We start from the raw sequence: 16,502 nt of genomic DNA, 5'->3' as shown, positions 1-16,502 counted from the left end.
ATGACGCCGTGGACACTCACACCATCGGTCGTGCCTGAGCACACCGCCCCCGCGCGTCGTCCCATGCCCTCGGCGGTGTAGTCGCACCCGCTCGCTCCGGCATGCCGTGCGGGGTTCCCATGCCCTGTGCGACATTCATCCCGCCTGGAGCGAACACCCGCATGCCCATTGACTTCAACCAGCAGATCATCGAGGAATTCCGCGCCAACAAGGGCCAGGTCGGCGGCCCGTTCGAAGGAGCCAGGCTGCTCCTGCTGACGACCGTCGGCGCCAAGACGGGCGCCCGCCACACCACACCGCTCGGCTACCTGCCCGACGGCGACCGCATCCTGGTCATCGCCTCGGCCGGGGGCGCGCCGAGGCACCCGGCCTGGTACCACAATCTGCGCGCCAACCCGCAGGTCACCGTGGAGGACGGCGCCTTCACCTACCAGGCCAAGGCGGTCGTGCTGGAAGGCGACGAGCGCGATCGCATGTTCGCCCGCGCCGTGGAGCTCGACCCCGGCTGGGGCCGGTACGAGAGCACGGCGAAGCGGGTGCTGCCCGTGGTCGCGCTCGTCCCGACCGACTATGGGCCGCCCTCCGGCTCGATGGGCGAGGCGCTGAAGACCATTCACGACGCCTTCCGCAAGGAGCTGGCCCTGATCCGCGCGGAGGTCGCCGCGTCCGGCCCGCGCCTGGCCGCGCAGTTGCGCGTCAACTGCCTGACCGCCTGCCAGAACCTGCACGGGCACCACAGCAAAGAGGACGGGTACATGTTCCCGGCGCTCGAGGACCGCTATCCGGAGTTCGCCCCGGTGGTGGAACGGCTGCGCGCCGAGCACGCCGTCGTCCAGGGGCTGCTCGAACGCCTCCAAGCTCTCCTGGCCGCCGACGACCCCGACCCGAAGGCGCTTCTGGGCGAGGTGGACCGGCTCATCGGCGAGCTCGAAGCCCATCTCGACTACGAGGAGGAACACCTCGTGCCGCTCCTCGACTGATCCCGGGAATTGTCGGTGGCACCCGCCATGATGTGGGCATGACCGACGAGCCCCCTCTGTCTCGACTGGCCGACGCGACGGCCTACGCCAAGGCCGTCCAGTTGGCCGTTGACTCCGCCGCGGCCTACTACGCCGACGCCACCTCCACGCTCGACGACGACGCCTACGACCAGCTGGTCCGCGGCATCGCCGCCTACGAGGCCGAGCATCCCGACCAGGTTTTGCCGACATCTCCGACAGGCAAGGTGGCCGGTGGGGCCGTGGTGGGCGACGTGCCGCACACGGTGCCCATGCTGAGCCTTGACAACGTGTTCGGCGCAGAAGGGCTCGCCGACTGGGCGGCCTCGCTGGAACGCAGGCTGGGCCGCCCGGTCACCGTGTGGAGCGTGGAGCCCAAGCTCGACGGCCTGGCGATCTCGGCCCGCTACCGGCACGGCAGGCTGGCCCAGCTCGTCACGCGCGGCGACGGCGCGGCCGGCGAGGACGTCTCCCACGCCATCGGCACCATCGTGGGCCTGCCCGCCAGGTTGGCCGAGCCGGTCACCGTCGAGCTGCGCGGCGAGGTCATGATGACCGCCTCGCAGTTCGAGGAGGCGTGCGCCAAGCGGCAGGCCCACGACGGCACCACGTTCGCCAACCCGCGCAGCGCCGCCGCGGGCACCCTGCGGGCGCAGGACCGGCCGTACGTGTGCGAGCTGACGTTCTTCGGCTACGGCGCGCTGGCGCAGCCCGACGACGTCTCCGAGCCGGCCGTGCGCCTGCGCGGGCTGCCGCACAGCCAGATCATGGAGTGGGTGGCCGCGCAGGGTGTGCAGACCACGGCCGTCACCCCTGTCGCGGGTATCGTCGCCGACAGCCTTGAGCGCGTGCAGGAACGGGTCGGGGAGATCGGCGCGGCCAGGGCCGAGCTGCCGTTCGGCATCGACGGCATTGTGATCAAGTGTGACCTGGCCGCCGACCAGGCCCAGGCCGGGTTCAGCTCGCGCGCCCCGCGCTGGGCCATCGCCTACAAACTGCCCGCCATCGAAAAGATCACCAAGCTGATCGGCGTGGAGTGGAACACCGGCCGCACCGGCATCATCGCGCCGCGCGCGGTGCTGGAGCCGGTCTACCTCGACGGATCGAAAGTCACCTACGCCACCCTGCACAACGTCGCCGACATCACCCGTCGCGGCCTGATGCTCGGCGACAGCGTGACCGTCTACAAGGCGGGCGACGTCATCCCCCGGGTCGAGGCGCCGGTCGTGCACCTGCGCACCGGTGCGGAGGAGCCGATCGAGATCCCGCAGGCCTGCCCGTCCTGCGGCGACGCCATCGACAAGTCGCAGGAGCGCTGGCGGTGCGTACGCGGCCGCGCCTGCCGGGCGATCGCCTCCATCGTGTACGCGGCCGGCCGCGACCAGCTCGACATCGAGGGCCTGGCGGAAAGCCGCATCAAGCAGATGCTCGACGCCGGCCTCATCACCGACTTCGCCGACCTGTTCTTCCTGACCCGCGAGCAACTGCTCGGCCTGGAGCGCATGGGCGAGACCAGTACCGACAACCTCCTGGCCGCCTTCGAGCGGGCCAAGGGCCAGCCGCTCAGCAGGGTGTTCTGCGCGCTGGGCGTCCGCGGCACCGGCCGCTCCATGAGCCGCCGCATCGCCCGCCACTTCGCCACCATGGACGCCATCCGCTCGGCCGGCGCCGAGGAGATCGAGCAGGTCGAGGGCATGGGGCCGGAGAAGGCGCCGGTCGTGGTGGCCGAGCTGATCGAGGTCGCCCCGCTCATCGACAAGCTGATCAAGGCCGGGGTCACCATGACCGAGCCGGGCGCCGTCCCGCCCAGCGCCGCCGCCGCTGCCGCTGCCGAGGAGGCCGCCACCACAGATGTCGACCTGCCGCTGGCCGCGATGTCCGTCGTGGTGACCGGCGCGATGACCGGGCCGCTGGCGGCGCTGTCGCGCAACGAGATGAACGAGCTGATCGAGCGCGCGGGCGGCCGGGCCTCCTCCAGCGTTTCCGCCAAGACCTCGATGCTGGTGGCGGGGGAGAAGGCGGGCTCCAAACGTGCCAAGGCCGAGTCGCTCGGGGTCAGGATCGTCAGCCCGGAGGAGTTCGCCGACCAGATCAGCGCCTTCCTGTGACAGGTGCTCCGCCGCTTCTCAACGCGGGCTCAACGATTCCTCAACAGAGCCGGCCGCATGCTGTCCTCACCCCCGCCGCCCGGGCGGGGGAGGGGTGTGGAAGGACCGAGATGTCATCCATGATCGCGACCGCCGGGGCACTGGCCGGCGAGCTGGAGAGCTGCCTGGCGCGCTGGTCCGAACGTACGGGGATCACCGTCGAGACCTGGGCGCTGCCCGCCGCCGGGGTGCCCTCGCGCGTCTCGTCCGGCGTGCTGGCCGTGCTCGGCGAGGCACTGTCCAACGTCGAGCGTCACAGCGGCGCCCGATCGGTGTCGGTCGCGGTCACCGTCGGGGGCCGCGGCCTGCGGATCACGGTCAGCGACAACGGCTCGGGCTTCGCCGGCGGGCGGGAGGGGCGCGGGATCGCCGGGATGCGGGCGGCCCTCGCCGCGCTCGGGGGCCATCTGTCGGTCAACGGGGTGCCCGGTGAGGGGACGACGGTGAGCGGGTGGTGCCCTCTCCGCTGACGGGGAGCTTGACCGGGTGCGGGAGCTCGGCCTGCGGGGCGACTTCACCGTGATCAGGGGCAGGAGACGATTTCGGCATCGGCCGGCTAGACGATCTGGATGACGTGCTTGCCCCTGACGCCGCCCGCCTCCAGCGCTCGGTGGGCCTCGGCGATGTCGGCCAGGGGGAAGACCGTGTCCACGACCGGGCGGATCGCGCCGCTTTCCACGTAACGGGTAAGGTCGGCGATCAGCCGGTGGGTGGGGTTGCCGCTGAAGAGGCGGACCCGTCGCGAGCCGAAGACGGCCGAGGCGGCGACGTACGACAGGGACGCGACGACGCGGTCGAGATCGAAGGCGATCGTGACCATCCGGCCGCCCGGTCGCAGGAGCCGGCGGTAGGCGGAGAGCCCGGTGCCGACCGTGTCGAGGACCACGTCGAATCGGCCGAGATCCGCTGGGCCGGTGGTCCTGTAGTCGAAGGCCTCGTCGGCGCCCAGGTCGCGAACGAAGTCCAGGCTCCGGGCCCCGGCCAGCGCGGTGACGTGGGCGCCGAACGCTCGGCCGAGCTGAACCGCTACGCTGCCCGCCCCGCCGGCGGCCCCGCGGACGAGCAGCCGCTCACCCTCCTGGAGCCGGGCCTTGTCGCGCAGCGCGGTGATCGCCGTCGTGCCCACGACGGGCAGGGCCGCGGCCTGGACCAGGTCCAAACCGGCGGGCGCGAGGGCGATCTGCCGGGGGCGGACGACCACGTACTCGGCGGCGCTGCCGAACACGCGCGGCAACAACCCCCACACCCGATCACCCACCACCGGCCCCCGCACCCCGGAGCCGCCCACCGGTCCGCTCGGCCCGACTCCGTCCGTCGATCCCCGCGATCCCGGGTCTACGGCTCGTGGCCCGGCTTCGTCCGTCGATCCCCGCGATCCCGGGTCTGCGGTCTGTGGCCCGGGTCTGGCCGTCGATCCCCGCGACCCCGGTCCGGCCGTTGATTCGTGTGCGTCTGAACCGGACGCCGGTCTTGGCACGTTCGGGCCCACCGCGACCACCTCGCCGGCGAAGTCGACGCCCATGCGTTTGGGGAAGCCCCGCTCGGCCATGTCCGTCACGAAGCGCACCCTGCCGGCCCGGCCGTGGAGTTCGCCCCCGTTCACGCTGGTGGCGTGGACGCGCACCAGCACCTCGCCGGGCCCCATGACGGGCATGGGCACCGTGCCCTCGTAGAGAACCTCGGGCGGGCCATAACGGTCGTACAACGCCGCGCGCATCCGCGTCTCCCGTTCGTTCGGAGTCGTTCGGCAGTGACACTAACGGGGTAACCGGAGAGGGCCGTCCAGTTACGCTAATGTGAGAATCATGCCTGCTCATCCCTCTCAGATAGCGCCCCTGCGTGCCGACGCGCTGCACAACCGGGAGCGCATCCTGCGGGCCGCGCGGGAGGCGTTCGCGACGCGGGGGCTCGAAGTGCCGATGGCGGCCATCGCGCGCAGGGCCGGGGTCGGCGTGGCCACGCTCTATCGGCGTTTCCCGTCGCGGGAGTCGCTGATCACGGAGGTGTTCGCCGATCAGCTCGCGGTGTGCGCCGCGGTCGTGGACGAAGCACTGGCGGATCCGGATCCGTGGCGGGCCTTCCGCACGGTGGTGGAGAAGGTGTGCTCGATGCAGGTCGCCGATCGGGGGTTCACGGCCGCGTTCCTGACGGAGTTCTCGGGATCGGTCGACTTCGAGCAGGCCCGTACGTGCGCCGAGCAGGGGCTCGCCGAGATCGTACGGCGGGCCAAGGCCGAGGGGACGCTGCGTGCCGACTTCGACCCGGCCGATCTGATCCTGCTGCTCAAGGCCAACCAAGGCGTCAGCACCGACACCGGCGACGCGGCGGCGGCCGCCTCCCGCCGGCTCGTGGCCTACCTATTGCAGTCGTTCCGCGCCGAGAGCGCCGGGCCGCTGCCGTCGCCGCCCCCGTTCGGGCTGGAACACGTCTACGACCTCCCACCGGCTTCACCGTAAAGGCTTCTTTCCCAGGAACGGCAGGACGTGCCGGAGAACGTCGGCGGAGGCGTCCCAGCCGCCCTTGTGGTCGGCCCCCGGCAGGGAGAAGAAGCCGGCCCCGGTGCGTTCGGCGAATGTGCGCATCGGGTCGTGCCAGGGGTCGGCGGTGCCCGCGTACAGCAGGAGCGGCACGCCGGAGGCGGCGAGTTCGGTGTGCAGGCCGGGCTCGCGCGAGAAGGCGTCGTAGTTCGCGCGGAAGGCGCCCGTGTCGCCGTCGTCGATGAGGGCGGCCTGGTAGGGGTCGGTACGGGCGCCCTGCTTCATGACCTCGTACGCGTCGACGTCGGCGGGCAGGCCGAACCGCTCGATGGCGTGGACAACGGCGGACCGGAAGCCGTCGAAGGGATCGTAGGCGCCCGCGACCAGGCGGGTGAGGCGTTCCGGCGCGTACCCGGCCATGGCGTAGCCGGTCATGGCCCCCAGTGAGTACCCCCAGAAGGCGGCCCGGTCGGCGCCGACGTCGTCGAGTACGGCGATGACATAGTCGACCCGCCGCCGCAGCGCGTAGGCGGCGATCTCACGCGGCGCGTCGCTGTCTCCCAGCCCCAGGGGATCGATGGCGATCACGGTGTGGCCGTCGGTCAGGGCCGGGGTGTAGCCGCTGTGGGCCCAGTGGGCGCCGTCCTGGAACATGCCGGGGTGCAGGACGAGCGGCGGGCCGTCGCCGGACACCTCATAGGAGATCTTGTGGCCGTGACTGCGGGTGATGGGCACGTTTAGCCTCTCTGTCCAGGAACGTTATGACTTGTAACGGCGCTCATCCTGCAACATGATCGAACGGCCGGGAAGGAGGCACTTTCTTGTCGCAACGGAACACCGCGGTAACGGACCAGTTCACGGACGACTGCCCGCTGAGGGAGGTCCTGGCCCTGATCGGGGACAAGTGGAGCGCCCAGGTGCTCGTGGAGCTGGGCGAGGGGCCGCGCAGGTTCACGCAACTGGAACGGGCGATCGAGGGCATCAGCCGCCGGATGCTGACCGTGAGCCTGCGCAACCTGGAACGCAACGGGCTCGTCACCCGCACCGTGTACCCCGACTCCCCGCCCAGCGTCGAGTACGCGACCACGGCCCTGGTCGAGGAGATCCGCGAGCCCTTGGAGGCGCTGTCGGCGTGGGCCCGCCACGCCGGCCCGGCGATCCTGGAGGCTCGCCGGGCCTACGACGATCGCTGCTGAGCCGATGGCCGCATGGAAGGCCGCGCATTCGGCCGGACGCGCGCAGCTTGCGCAACGGCCGCGCGCCCCCCAGGACGCGGTCGCTGGACAGCCGTGTTCGCGACATGATCACATTGGGCTTCCTGTCCATTCCCATGCGGAGCGCATCCATGTTCAAAGGCCGTCTGATCAGGTCTTTCGCCCTCGCCACCCTGCTCATGAGCATCGCCGCCCCCGGAGCCGCGGCGGACGACAAAGGACAAGACCCGACGCATCCGGGACCGGTGTACAGAACGGTCACCGACAAAAGCGGCAAGCTTTCGCTGCAGACGTTCGGCCGCCCCGACGGAAAGGACATGGTCTTCCGGATTTCCGGCAGCGTGTACGCCAACGTCGAGGGCAACAGCCTGGACCCGGCTTTACGGCATGGCCAGAAACTGTTCAACATCGAGGGATACAACATCAGGCGCCTCTACCGGGTGCCGGACACGACGCTGCTCTACCAGCTCTCCCGCGAGATCGTCTTCTATACTGACCCGGCCGACCCGACTCGTGTCCTGCGGGAATGGAAGAATCCGATCGACCAGAGAACGTACCCGGTCATCCCCATCAACAATGACACGGTGAATTTCGGCCCGTTCAACGTCACCGCCTCCTACGTGGGCCCGCCGCTGAGCCAGCTCCATGACGAGACCGTGTGGACGAGCGACATCGGCGTGCGGACCGACTTCGGCGGCTCGCTGGGCGAGCGGTTCGGGCTGGTGGGCGGCGTGTACGCGGCGCAGGAGATGTTCGACTTCTCGGTGGACGAACGCGAGGTGGCCGCCCGTACCGGCACCGGGAACGTGCCGGGAGGGGCGATGCGGACGAAGATCAGCTGGGCGCGGACGAGCCCGTGGGCGCCGTTCATGTGCCTGCCCGAGAGCGACGTGCGCGGCCAGCTCACCTACCACGCCCGCAGTTGGTCGCTGGACTCCTACGCCGACGTCGAGCCGTGGCTGCGCGCCGAGGTCGAGGCGAACCACCCGCTGTACACCTCCGCCCCCAGCGCCACCGGCCCCAGCGAGAACTCCTGGAGCTCCTTCTACAACAAGCAACTCGGCAAGGGCGCCACGACCTGGGCCGACTGGTGCACCGCGAACGGGCGCCCATGACCGAGCTTGTCGAGGTCATCAGTGAGCAGGGAAACACGGGCCCGACGCAGGAGGGTTCGTGACCGAGCTTGTCGAGGTCATCAATAAGCAGGGAAACATGGGCCCGACGAAGGAGGGTTCGTGACCGAGCTTGCCGAGGTCATCATGAGGCCGACGAAGGAAAGCTCATGACCGCCTTCACGGCCCTGGCGCTCCAGGTCGAGACCAGGGCCGTCAACGCCGCCGCCGATCCTCGGGCCGAGATGCGGGCCGCCATCGCGCGGATCGGGGCGCAGGTCGGCGGCAGCAAGGCGTGGCTGGGGCGCGATCTGCGCCTGGTGGTGCTGCCCGAGTACGCGCTGACCGGGTTCCCGATGCGCGAGAACTTCGCCGAGTGGCGCGAGAAGGCCGCGCTGGACATGGACGGGCCCGAATACCGCGCGCTGGCGGAGATCGCGGCGGCGCAGGAGGTGTTCCTGTGCGTCAACGCCTACGAACGCGACGAACACTTCCCCGAGCTGTACTTCCAGGCATCGGTGATCTTCTCGCCGGGTGGGGAGGCGGTGCTGCGGTATCGGCGGCTGCATTCGATGTTCACGCCGTCGCCGTACGACGTGTGGGAGCGCTACCTGGAGATCTACGGCATCGACGGCGTGCTGCCGGTGGCGCGTACCGAGATCGGCAACCTGGCGGTGCTGGCCTCGGAGGAGATCCTCATGCCGGAACTGGCCCGCGCGCTGGCCCTGCGCGGCGCGGAGATCCTGTGCCATCCGACCTCGGAGGCATCCTCTCCGATGCTCACCCCCAAGGCGATCGCCCGCCGGGCGCGGGCGGTGGAGAACCTGGCGTACGTGGTCTCGGCCAACACCGGCGGCCTGACCGGCATCGCGATCCCCGGTGACTCGACCAACGGCGGCTCTGAGCTGATCGACTTCCAGGGCCGGGTGCTCGCGCAGGCGGGCGCGGGGGAGTCGCTGGTGGCCGGGGCGGAGCTGGACGTGGCGGCGCTGCGGCGCCGGCGGTCCCGGCCCGGCATGGCGAACCTGCTGAGCCGGGTCAAGACCAGGTTGTGGGCCGAGGAGTACGGACGCCACGACGGGGAACGCCCGGACGGGCTGTCCGGCGGGGCACGGGATCGGGCGTGGTTCGCGGCCCGCCAGATGGAGGCGATCGAACGCCTGCACGGCCGCGACTAGGACTGGCGTGGTTCGGGGACGACCATCGACGCCACGTCCACCTTGGCCTTCAGGTATCCGAACTCGAACATCAGGTCCGCCACCCGCTGGATCCGCTTGGCGTTCAGCGACGTCGGGAACGTCCCCATCGCCATCGTCATCACCGCCTGCTTGGGCGTCTGCGTGTACAGCGGCACGACCTCGGCCAGTTCGGCCCGGCTGGTCGCGGCCAGTCGCTGCGCCTTGGACACCGCGCGCTGGAAGGCCGCGGCGGTGTTCGGGTGCCTGCTGACCCATTCCTGGGTGCCGGCCCAGCCGTCGATCGGCAGCGCGTCGGTCGGGCCGGTGTTGGTGTCGAGCAGCAGCCGGGCCCCGGCCTGCTGGGCGGCCGACAGGAACGGTTCGACCATCCAGGCGGCGTCCACCTGTTCGTTGGTGAGCGCGGCGAGCTGGGCCTGGAAATCGATGGCCACGAATTTGACCTGTTTCGGCGTTACTTCATACGCCTTCAAATGGGCGCTCATGGACATGGTGCCGAGGTTGTTGAGCGAGTTGACGGCGATGGTCTTGTCCTTGAGGTCCTCGGGTGTCTGCAGGGGCGAGTCCTTGCGTACGACGACTCCCGCGATGCCGGGCGCGCCCTGCAGACTGTCTGAAAGAATCTTCAATTTGGCGGCCCCGCTGTCCTGGATGTTGATCAGGGAGACGTAACTGCCCTTGAAGACGTCGATGGCGCCGTTGAGGATCTTCGGCATGATGGTCTGCGGCGCCTGGATGATCTCGGTCTTGATGGTCAGCCCTTCGGCCTTGAAGAAGCCCTTGCGCTCGGCGATGAACACCGGCGCCGACGACGGCGTGGGGCTGACGCCGATGGTGAGCGTGGTCTTCTCCAGGCTTCCCGAAGGGGTGGCGGCCTGGCCGCCACCGCCACATGCGGCCAGTACGAGCGCGGCCGCCAGGGCCGTGAACGCGCGAATAGCAGAACCGGATTCCATTCAGTTTCCCCTCGGCCAGTCAAGCGTCGAAGATCGCGCGGACAGCCGGTGATCATACAGCGGAACCCGGGTTATTGCCATGAAATGTCGGGATTCATCCTCGAAGTGAATCGTCACTAATTGTCCAAAACTGTCCGACTTTTGGGCAAACGTGGTTGACGCGGAGGGAATCGACGTCAATCAGCCATTCCGAAGGGAGTCAGGTCGTTTGTAAGGTTGGCCTACCTGGCCGGTATGTGCTCAAATTGCTCTCCAACCCAGGGTGTTGCGATACGCAACTCACATGCCGGTGTGCACCAAAGGAGGCGGGGATTCCCTCGTCTCCCGCCGAGAGGAGGACGGGTTGAGGTTCGCGGTGCTCCGTTCTCCCGCCCCGGCAGGTGCCCGGTGACGCAGCAGCAGACCGCGGACGTCCACGGCCCCCGATTGGCGCATCACCACAGGAAGCGGCGCAGGTTCCTGCTGAGGGACTGGCGGGTGCGCACCCGCCTGGTCGCGCTGATCCTCATCCCCACCGTGGTGGGCGTCCTGGTCGGCGCGCAGCAGGTCATCACCTCCTGGACGGCGGCGAGCCGCTACCAGCTCGTCATGGACAAGGCCGAACTCAGCGACGCCGTCATCGAGTTCACCCACCAGCTCGCCCGGGAGCGGGACCTGTCGGTCTCCTACGTGGCCTCCTCGCGCGCGCCCGCGCGTGAAGAGCCGATGCGCGCGCAGTTCGCGCCCGTGGACGCTGCGGCCGCCGCCGTACGCGTGCGGGCCGCGATGATCACCACCGCCCACGGCGAGAGCGCCTGGACCCTCACCCAGCAGCTGCTCAGCCGCCTGCCCGAGATCGCCGCCACCCGGGACACAGTGCTGACCTCGCAACTGCTCGCGCTGCCCGCGCTGACGAAGTACTCCCAGATCATCAACGCCTTCCAGCAGTTCCACGACCAGGTCGGCCAGGGCGGCGGCGACCACGAGGCGCTGGCGGGCGACGTGCGCGCGCTGTCCGCGCTGGCCAAGGCGCACGACGCCGCCTCCCAGCAGCGCGCCCTGCTCGCCGCGGCGGCCACGACGGGCCGCTTCCAGAGCGGCGAGTTCGAGCGGTTCATGGCCGCCCGCGCCCAGCAGGAGAGCGAGGTCGCCGTGTTCAGGTCGGCGGCCACGCTGGATGAGGTGCAGACGTACGACGACACCGTCTCCGGCACGCTCGTGGACCGCGCCGAGGCGTTCAGGCTGCGCACGATGGCCCAGGTCACCGGCGGCCGTGGCATCGACCTCGACCCGGAGCGCGACGACGACGCCGACCGCTGGTTCGAGGCGATCAGCGGCACCGTCGACGGCATCTGGACGGTCCAGCGACGGCTCGGCGAGTCGATCAACATCCAGAGCCGGGCATTGGAGGACGCCGCCCGCCGCGACGCGCTCCTGGCCGCCACCAACAGCCTGCTGCTGCTCCTGGCCGTCCTGATCGTCACCGCCATCATGGCGCAGTCGCTGGTCAGGCCGCTGCGCAGGCTACGTACCGAGGCGCTGCGCATCGCCGAGGTGCGCCTGCCGGAGACCGTGCGCGCGCTGCGTGACAGCGGCGACGACCCCGCCCTGGCCATCGCCCCCATTGGGGTGGACTCCAGGGACGAGGTCGGCGAGGTCGCCCGCGCCTTCGACGAGGTCCACCGCGAGGCCGTCCGGCTGGCGGGCGAGGAGGCGCGGCTGCGGGCCAACGTCAACGCCATGTTCGTCGGCCTGTCCCGCCGCAGCCAGACGCTGGTGCAGCGGCAGATCAAGCTCATCGACGGGCTGGAACGGGGCGAGCAGGACGAGCGGCGCCTGGGCAGCCTTTTCACCCTCGACCACCTGGCCACGCGCATGCGGCGCAACAACGAGAACCTGCTGGTCCTGGCCGGTCAGGAGCCCCCAAGGCGCTGGAACAAGCCGGTCAGCCTGGCCGACGTCGTACGCGCGGGACTGTCGGAGGTGGAGAACTACCAGCGGGTCACGGTCCAGATCACCGACCGCAGCGCGATCTCCGGGCAGGCGGTCAACGACATCATCCACCTGCTGGCCGAACTGGTGGAGAACGCGCTGTCGTTCTCGCCCCACACCACGCCCGTCCTCGTCTCCGCCGGTGTGGTCGAGGGCGGCGGGATCCTGCTGGCGATCAACGACACCGGCATCGGCATGGTGCCCGACGAACTGGCCGAGGCCAACCAGCGGCTGGCGCGGGCGCCCGTGGTGGACGTGTCGGTCTCGCGCCGCATGGGGCTGTTCGTGGTCGCCCGGCTGGCTCACCGGCACGGCATCCGGGTGCAGCTGCGCGAGAACAGCTCCAAAGGGCTGACCGCGACGGTGTTCCTGCCCGCGGCGCTGCTGCACCTGGCCCCGTACCCGACCCCGGCCGCCTCTGTGCCGGTACGGCCCGCGGCCATGGCCCACTGGCCGTCCTTCGCCACCGATCCGTCCTACCCCGGAGGGGTGCCGTACCTGAGCGACTCGTCGTTCATCACCGACCCGCCGCCGCTCGACCTCCCGCGCGGCGCGGCACCGGCCGTCAACGGGCACGCCGTCGCCGCCGCCGCCGACGACTACCTGCCGATCTTCGCCGCCGTGGAGTCGGCCTGGTTCAGCCGCAACCGGACCGAAGCCGACTGGGGCTCGCCGCAGACCGACGCGGGCTGGAGCGCGGCCGAGGCCGCCGCCAAGCCGGCCAACGACGGCTCCACCCCATCCGGCCTGCCCAAACGCGTGCCGAAGGCCAACCTGATCCCCGGCGCCGCCGCCACCGAGTCGGTGCCCAAGGGCGTCGCGCCCATCCCGCGCATCTCACCCGAACAGGTACGTGACCGCCTGGCCGGCTACCAGCAGGGCTTCCGTACCGCCCGCGACAACATCAGCACGCGCAGCATCCCGCCCTTCGCCCCCGGGATCCCGAACATCGAGGAAGACCGATGACCCACAGCAACACCAATCTCGACTGGCTGATCACCGACTTCGTCCAGTCGGTGCCCGGTGTCGCGCACGCCGCGCTCGTCTCGGCCGACGGGCTGCCGCTGGCGATCTCGGCGGGGTTCCCGCCGGCCAGGGCCGACCAGCTCGCCGCGATCGCCTCAGGGCTGGCCAGCCTGACGCAGGGCGCGGCCACGCTGTTCTCGGGCGGCAAGCTCATCCAGACCGTCATCGAGATGCAACGAGGGCTGATGCTCAACATGGCGATCAGCGACGGCTCCTGCCTGGCCGTGCTGGTGGCCCCCGACTGCGACATGGGGCTGGTGGCGTACCAGATGACGCTGCTGGCCGACCGGGCCGGGCAGGTGCTCACCCCGGCGCTGCGCGCGCGGCAGACAAGGTGAGCGCGCATCCGCCCTGGCAGCCCCCGCCCGACTTCGGTGAGGAGCAGGACTCGCCCGTGCGGCCCTACGCCGTCACCGGCGGACGGACCGCGCCGCGCTTCAAGCTGGCGTTGGAGGCGCTGGTCTGCTCCAGCGCCGCCCCGCCGCACTCCTTCGAGCTGATCACCCCGGAGTACGCGGCCATCAGCGAGCTGTGCCGCCAGGCCCGCTCGGTGGCCGAGGTGGCGGCCATGCTGGAGATCCCGCTGGGCGTCGCCCGCGTGCTCATCGCCGACATGGCGGCCGAGGGGTTCGTCCGGCTGGAACATCCGCGTCTGCGGGCCGGACGGCCCGATCCCGACCTGCTGGAACGGGTGCTCAGCGGCCTGCAGCGGCTGTGACCCCCTGCGGACGGGGGCTCAGGCTCCAGGCTCAGGCGAGCGGGCGGGACGCGGGGAGCCGCAGGCGGTCGACGGCCTCGCGGCGAGTCCGCTCGGGGCGGCGGTCGTAGCGGGCCGTGGTGGCCGGGGACGAGTGGCCGACCAGGGCCTGGGCCGTCGCCAGGTCCACCCCCGCGTCCAGCAGTTCGCCGATGAACGTCCGCCGGAAGTCGTGGGCCGTGCGCGGCGCGGCCCCCGCCTCCCCGAACCTGCGGGCCAGGATGTCGGCGATGCCCTGCCCGGTCAGCCCCACAGGCCGCCCGTCGCGCTCCCGCAGCCGCCCGGCCCGGCTGATCGGGCAGAACAGCGCGCCAGGCCCGGTCCGGCGAACCGCCAGCCACCGCTCGACCAGGCCGATCGCGTCCGTCGTCAGGTAGACCAGCCGCTCTTTGTCGCGTTTGCCGCGCACCCGCAACGACCGCGCCCCCGGGTCGTAGTCGGCCAGCCTCAGCCCGCCCAGCTCGGCTCGGCGGCAGCCGGTCGAGTACAGCACCGCGATGAGCGCCGCGTCCCGCACCCCGGCGGGCGAGTCGTCGCACGCCGACAGGGCCGCCCCCACGACCTCGGGCGGCACGTGCTGCCCGGTCGGCAGGCGGCCCGCGCGCACCGGGGCCAGGTCGGAGGCGCGGGCGAAGTCCTCCGCGCTCGTCTGGCCGAGCCGCCAGGCCTCCTTCAGCACCCGCCGCAGCGCCACCAGGTGCTTGTTCACATAAGCCGCCGACCAGCCCTGGTCGGTGAGCATCGTGCGAATCCTGACCGTGTGCTCGTACCGCAGCAGATGCCACGGCTGGCCCGCGCCGGTGGCGCTCTCCTCACCGGTGAGCAGCCGGGCCAGCCGGTCGAGGCAGCCGCGCATGGTGCGGCGCGACTCGGGGCTGGTGAGGGAGTCGAGATAGACGTGGTAGGGGTCGCGCGCCGGCTCGATCGGCAGCGCCCTCGGCTCGGACAGGGCAGGCAGGCTCACCCGGACGATCTTAGAAGGGTCCGGTGAGTTCGCCCAGCTTGTCGGTGAGTTCAAGGTTGGCCGAGTAGTCGACAGGGACCGCGATCACCGACACCACGTCGTCGGCCAGCGCCTTGCGCAGCGTCGGCAGCAGCTCGCCCGCGCCGGTGATCCGGTAGCCGCGGGCCCCGAAGCTCTCGGCGTACTTGACGAAGTCGGGGTTGCCGAAGGCGACGTTGGAGTTGCGCCCCAGCTCCAGATCCATCTTCCACTCGATCAGCCCGTAGGCGTCATCCACCCACACCAGCACCACGAACGGGACCCTCTCCCGCACGGCGGTCTCGAGCTCCTGCGAGTTCATCAGGAACGCACCGTCGCCGGTCGCCGCCAGCACCCGCCGTCGCGGGAAGGCCAGCTTGGCGGCCAGCGCGCCCGGCACCGAGAACCCCATCGACGACAGCCCGTTGGAGACCAGCATCGTGTTCGGCTCATAGGTCGGATACATGCGGGCCATCCACATCTTCACCGCCCCGGTGTCGGCCAGCACGATGTCCTCGCGGCCCATGGCCTCGCGGATGTCGGCCACCACCCGGCGCGGCGACATCGGGAACCCGTTCTCAGAACGCCCCTGCTCCAGCTCCTCCCGGACCATGCGCCGGATCCGCTCGCCGGTGCCGTTGATCTCGAAGCGCCGGTGCACGGCGTCGCCGAGCGCGTGCAGCGACCGCGAGATGTCCCCCTGGACGCCGACCTCGACCGGATAGTGGTCGTCCACCTCGGCGGCGAACCGGTGGATGTGGATGATCTTCTTGTCGCGCGCTGGGTTGATCTTGACGGGGTCGAACTCCTGCAGCTCGTACCCGACGCTTATCAGCACGTCGGCCTCGTCGAAGCCGAAGTTCACGTAGTCGTGCCGCATGAAACCCACCGCGCCCAGCGCGTGCCGGTGGTCGTCGGGGAAGACGCCCTTGCCGTTGAACGTGGTGGCCACCGGCAGGCCGAGCCGCTCGGAGAAGCGCACCAGCGCCTGGGAGGCCCTGTCGCGAGTCGCGCCGTGCCCGGCCAGCACGATCGGCCGGCGCGCCGTGGCCAGCACGTCGGCCGCGCGGGCGATCTGGGACGGCGAGGGGTCCTGGGGGCGTACGACGTTGACCGGCAGCGGACGCAGGCCGGCCGGGACCGGCGCGGACTCGACGTCCTCGGGAATGGCGAGGTAGACCGCGCCGGGACGCTCGGTCTGGGCGGTCTTGAACGCCTTGCGGATCAGCTCGGGCAGCGCCTGAGGCGAGGGCGCCAGCTCGGCCCACTTGGTGATCGGCCGGAACAACGACACCAGGTCCACCACCTGGTGCGACTCCTTGTAGATGCGGTCGAGCCCGACCTGGGCGGTGATCGCCACCACCGGGGTGCTGTTGGTGGTGGCGTCCGCCACGCCGAGCTGCAGATTGATCGCCCCGGGGCCGAGCGTGGCCGAAGCCACGCCCGCCTTGCCGGTCAGCCTGCCGTAGATCTCCGCCATGAACGCCGCGGCCTGCTCGTGCCGGACGAGGACGTAGCGGATGGGGGAGTGGTTGAGCGCGTCGACGAAGTGGATGTTCTCCTCACCGGGGATGCCGAAGACGTACTCGACGCCCTCCGCCTCCAATGCCTGCACGATGAGCCGGGCCGCGTTGGCCTGCGGGGTCATGCGAAACGCCTTCTTTCA

At 70.6% G+C, this 16,502-nt stretch carries 15 protein-coding genes; 10 read left to right on the top strand and 5 right to left on the bottom strand.

The annotated features are described in order from the left end of the window. The first annotated feature begins 161 nt into the window (after window positions 1–161). The 3 genes from ACFOY2_RS47670 to ACFOY2_RS47660 all read left to right on the top strand — a co-directional run bounded on the left by ACFOY2_RS47670 (window position 162) and on the right by ACFOY2_RS47660 (window position 3,615). The gene (locus ACFOY2_RS47670) at window positions 162–980 is read left to right on the top strand and encodes a nitroreductase/quinone reductase family protein (RefSeq protein WP_379534789.1); all 819 of its coding nucleotides are present in this window, start codon (window positions 162–164) and stop codon (window positions 978–980) included. A gap of 38 nt (window positions 981–1,018) precedes the next feature. After that, window positions 1,019–3,106 (top strand): NAD-dependent DNA ligase LigA, encoded by a 2,088-nt coding sequence (gene ligA, locus ACFOY2_RS47665; RefSeq protein WP_379534788.1) that lies wholly within the window; start codon window positions 1,019–1,021, stop codon window positions 3,104–3,106. A gap of 110 nt (window positions 3,107–3,216) precedes the next feature. After that, window positions 3,217–3,615 (top strand): sensor histidine kinase, encoded by a 399-nt coding sequence (locus tag ACFOY2_RS47660; RefSeq protein ID WP_379534787.1) that lies wholly within the window; start codon window positions 3,217–3,219, stop codon window positions 3,613–3,615. Between the two features lie 86 nt (window positions 3,616–3,701). On the opposite strand, the gene ACFOY2_RS47655 is transcribed toward ACFOY2_RS47660, so the two are convergent. Beyond that, a complete protein-coding gene (locus ACFOY2_RS47655) occupies window positions 3,702–4,862 on the bottom strand; it encodes an NAD(P)-dependent alcohol dehydrogenase (RefSeq protein ID WP_379534786.1) in 1,161 nt (386 codons plus the stop codon). 88 nt (window positions 4,863–4,950) lie between these two features. Here ACFOY2_RS47655 and ACFOY2_RS47650 point away from each other — a divergent pair, with 88 nt between their 5' ends. Beyond that, window positions 4,951–5,601 (top strand): TetR/AcrR family transcriptional regulator, encoded by a 651-nt coding sequence (locus ACFOY2_RS47650; protein ID WP_379534785.1) that lies wholly within the window; start codon window positions 4,951–4,953, stop codon window positions 5,599–5,601. On the opposite strand, the gene ACFOY2_RS47645 is transcribed toward ACFOY2_RS47650, so the two are convergent. Further along, complete coding sequence (locus ACFOY2_RS47645; protein WP_379534784.1) at window positions 5,593–6,357, bottom strand: alpha/beta fold hydrolase; 765 nt, start codon at window positions 6,355–6,357, stop codon at window positions 5,593–5,595. The genes ACFOY2_RS47650 and ACFOY2_RS47645 overlap by 9 nt on opposite strands. A gap of 86 nt (window positions 6,358–6,443) precedes the next feature. On the opposite strand from ACFOY2_RS47645, the gene ACFOY2_RS47640 reads away from it, so the two are divergent. From ACFOY2_RS47640 to ACFOY2_RS47630, 3 genes are all read left to right on the top strand, one after another. Continuing rightward, window positions 6,444–6,818: a winged helix-turn-helix transcriptional regulator gene (locus tag ACFOY2_RS47640; RefSeq protein WP_379534783.1), complete on the top strand. Its 375-nt coding sequence runs from the start codon at window positions 6,444–6,446 to the stop codon at window positions 6,816–6,818. Between the two features lie 149 nt (window positions 6,819–6,967). Continuing rightward, window positions 6,968–7,951: a DUF1838 family protein gene (locus tag ACFOY2_RS47635; protein WP_379534782.1), complete on the top strand. Its 984-nt coding sequence runs from the start codon at window positions 6,968–6,970 to the stop codon at window positions 7,949–7,951. A gap of 167 nt (window positions 7,952–8,118) precedes the next feature. Continuing rightward, on the top strand, window positions 8,119–9,126 hold the full coding sequence (locus ACFOY2_RS47630; RefSeq protein WP_379534781.1) for a nitrilase-related carbon-nitrogen hydrolase: 1,008 nt from the start codon (window positions 8,119–8,121) through the stop codon (window positions 9,124–9,126). Here the strand turns inward: ACFOY2_RS47630 and ACFOY2_RS47625 are convergent. Then, window positions 9,123–10,100 (bottom strand): ABC transporter substrate-binding protein, encoded by a 978-nt coding sequence (locus ACFOY2_RS47625; RefSeq protein ID WP_379534780.1) that lies wholly within the window; start codon window positions 10,098–10,100, stop codon window positions 9,123–9,125. The genes ACFOY2_RS47630 and ACFOY2_RS47625 overlap by 4 nt on opposite strands. A 387-nt stretch (window positions 10,101–10,487) precedes the next feature. Here ACFOY2_RS47625 and ACFOY2_RS47620 point away from each other — a divergent pair, with 387 nt between their 5' ends. From ACFOY2_RS47620 to ACFOY2_RS47610, 3 genes are read left to right on the top strand one after another with little or no spacing between them, the layout of a single operon-like run. Then, on the top strand, window positions 10,488–13,037 hold the full coding sequence (locus ACFOY2_RS47620) for a nitrate- and nitrite sensing domain-containing protein (protein WP_379534779.1): 2,550 nt from the start codon (window positions 10,488–10,490) through the stop codon (window positions 13,035–13,037). Beyond that, window positions 13,034–13,435 (top strand): roadblock/LC7 domain-containing protein, encoded by a 402-nt coding sequence (locus ACFOY2_RS47615; protein ID WP_357813042.1) that lies wholly within the window; start codon window positions 13,034–13,036, stop codon window positions 13,433–13,435. Before ACFOY2_RS47620 ends, ACFOY2_RS47615 begins: the two co-directional genes overlap by 4 nt. Next, window positions 13,432–13,815 (top strand): DUF742 domain-containing protein, encoded by a 384-nt coding sequence (locus ACFOY2_RS47610; protein WP_379534778.1) that lies wholly within the window; start codon window positions 13,432–13,434, stop codon window positions 13,813–13,815. The genes ACFOY2_RS47615 and ACFOY2_RS47610 overlap by 4 nt, the downstream gene beginning before the upstream one ends. 31 nt (window positions 13,816–13,846) lie before the next feature. Here ACFOY2_RS47610 and ACFOY2_RS47605 read toward each other — a convergent pair whose 3' ends face one another. Both ACFOY2_RS47605 and ACFOY2_RS47600 read right to left on the bottom strand, forming a co-directional pair. After that, window positions 13,847–14,818: a tyrosine-type recombinase/integrase gene (locus tag ACFOY2_RS47605; RefSeq protein WP_379534777.1), complete on the bottom strand. Its 972-nt coding sequence runs from the start codon at window positions 14,816–14,818 to the stop codon at window positions 13,847–13,849. Window positions 14,819–14,828: 10 nt separating this feature from the next. Further along, on the bottom strand, window positions 14,829–16,484 hold the full coding sequence (locus ACFOY2_RS47600; RefSeq protein ID WP_379534776.1) for an acetolactate synthase large subunit: 1,656 nt from the start codon (window positions 16,482–16,484) through the stop codon (window positions 14,829–14,831). Window positions 16,485–16,502 lie beyond the last annotated feature (18 nt).

The organism is Nonomuraea purpurea (assembly GCF_042650645.1).
In the GTDB taxonomy this organism is placed as follows: domain Bacteria; phylum Actinomycetota; class Actinomycetes; order Streptosporangiales; family Streptosporangiaceae; genus Nonomuraea; species Nonomuraea purpurea.
Note: the sequence above shows the minus strand (reverse complement) of the source record. Positions and strands in the feature narration are given on the sequence as shown.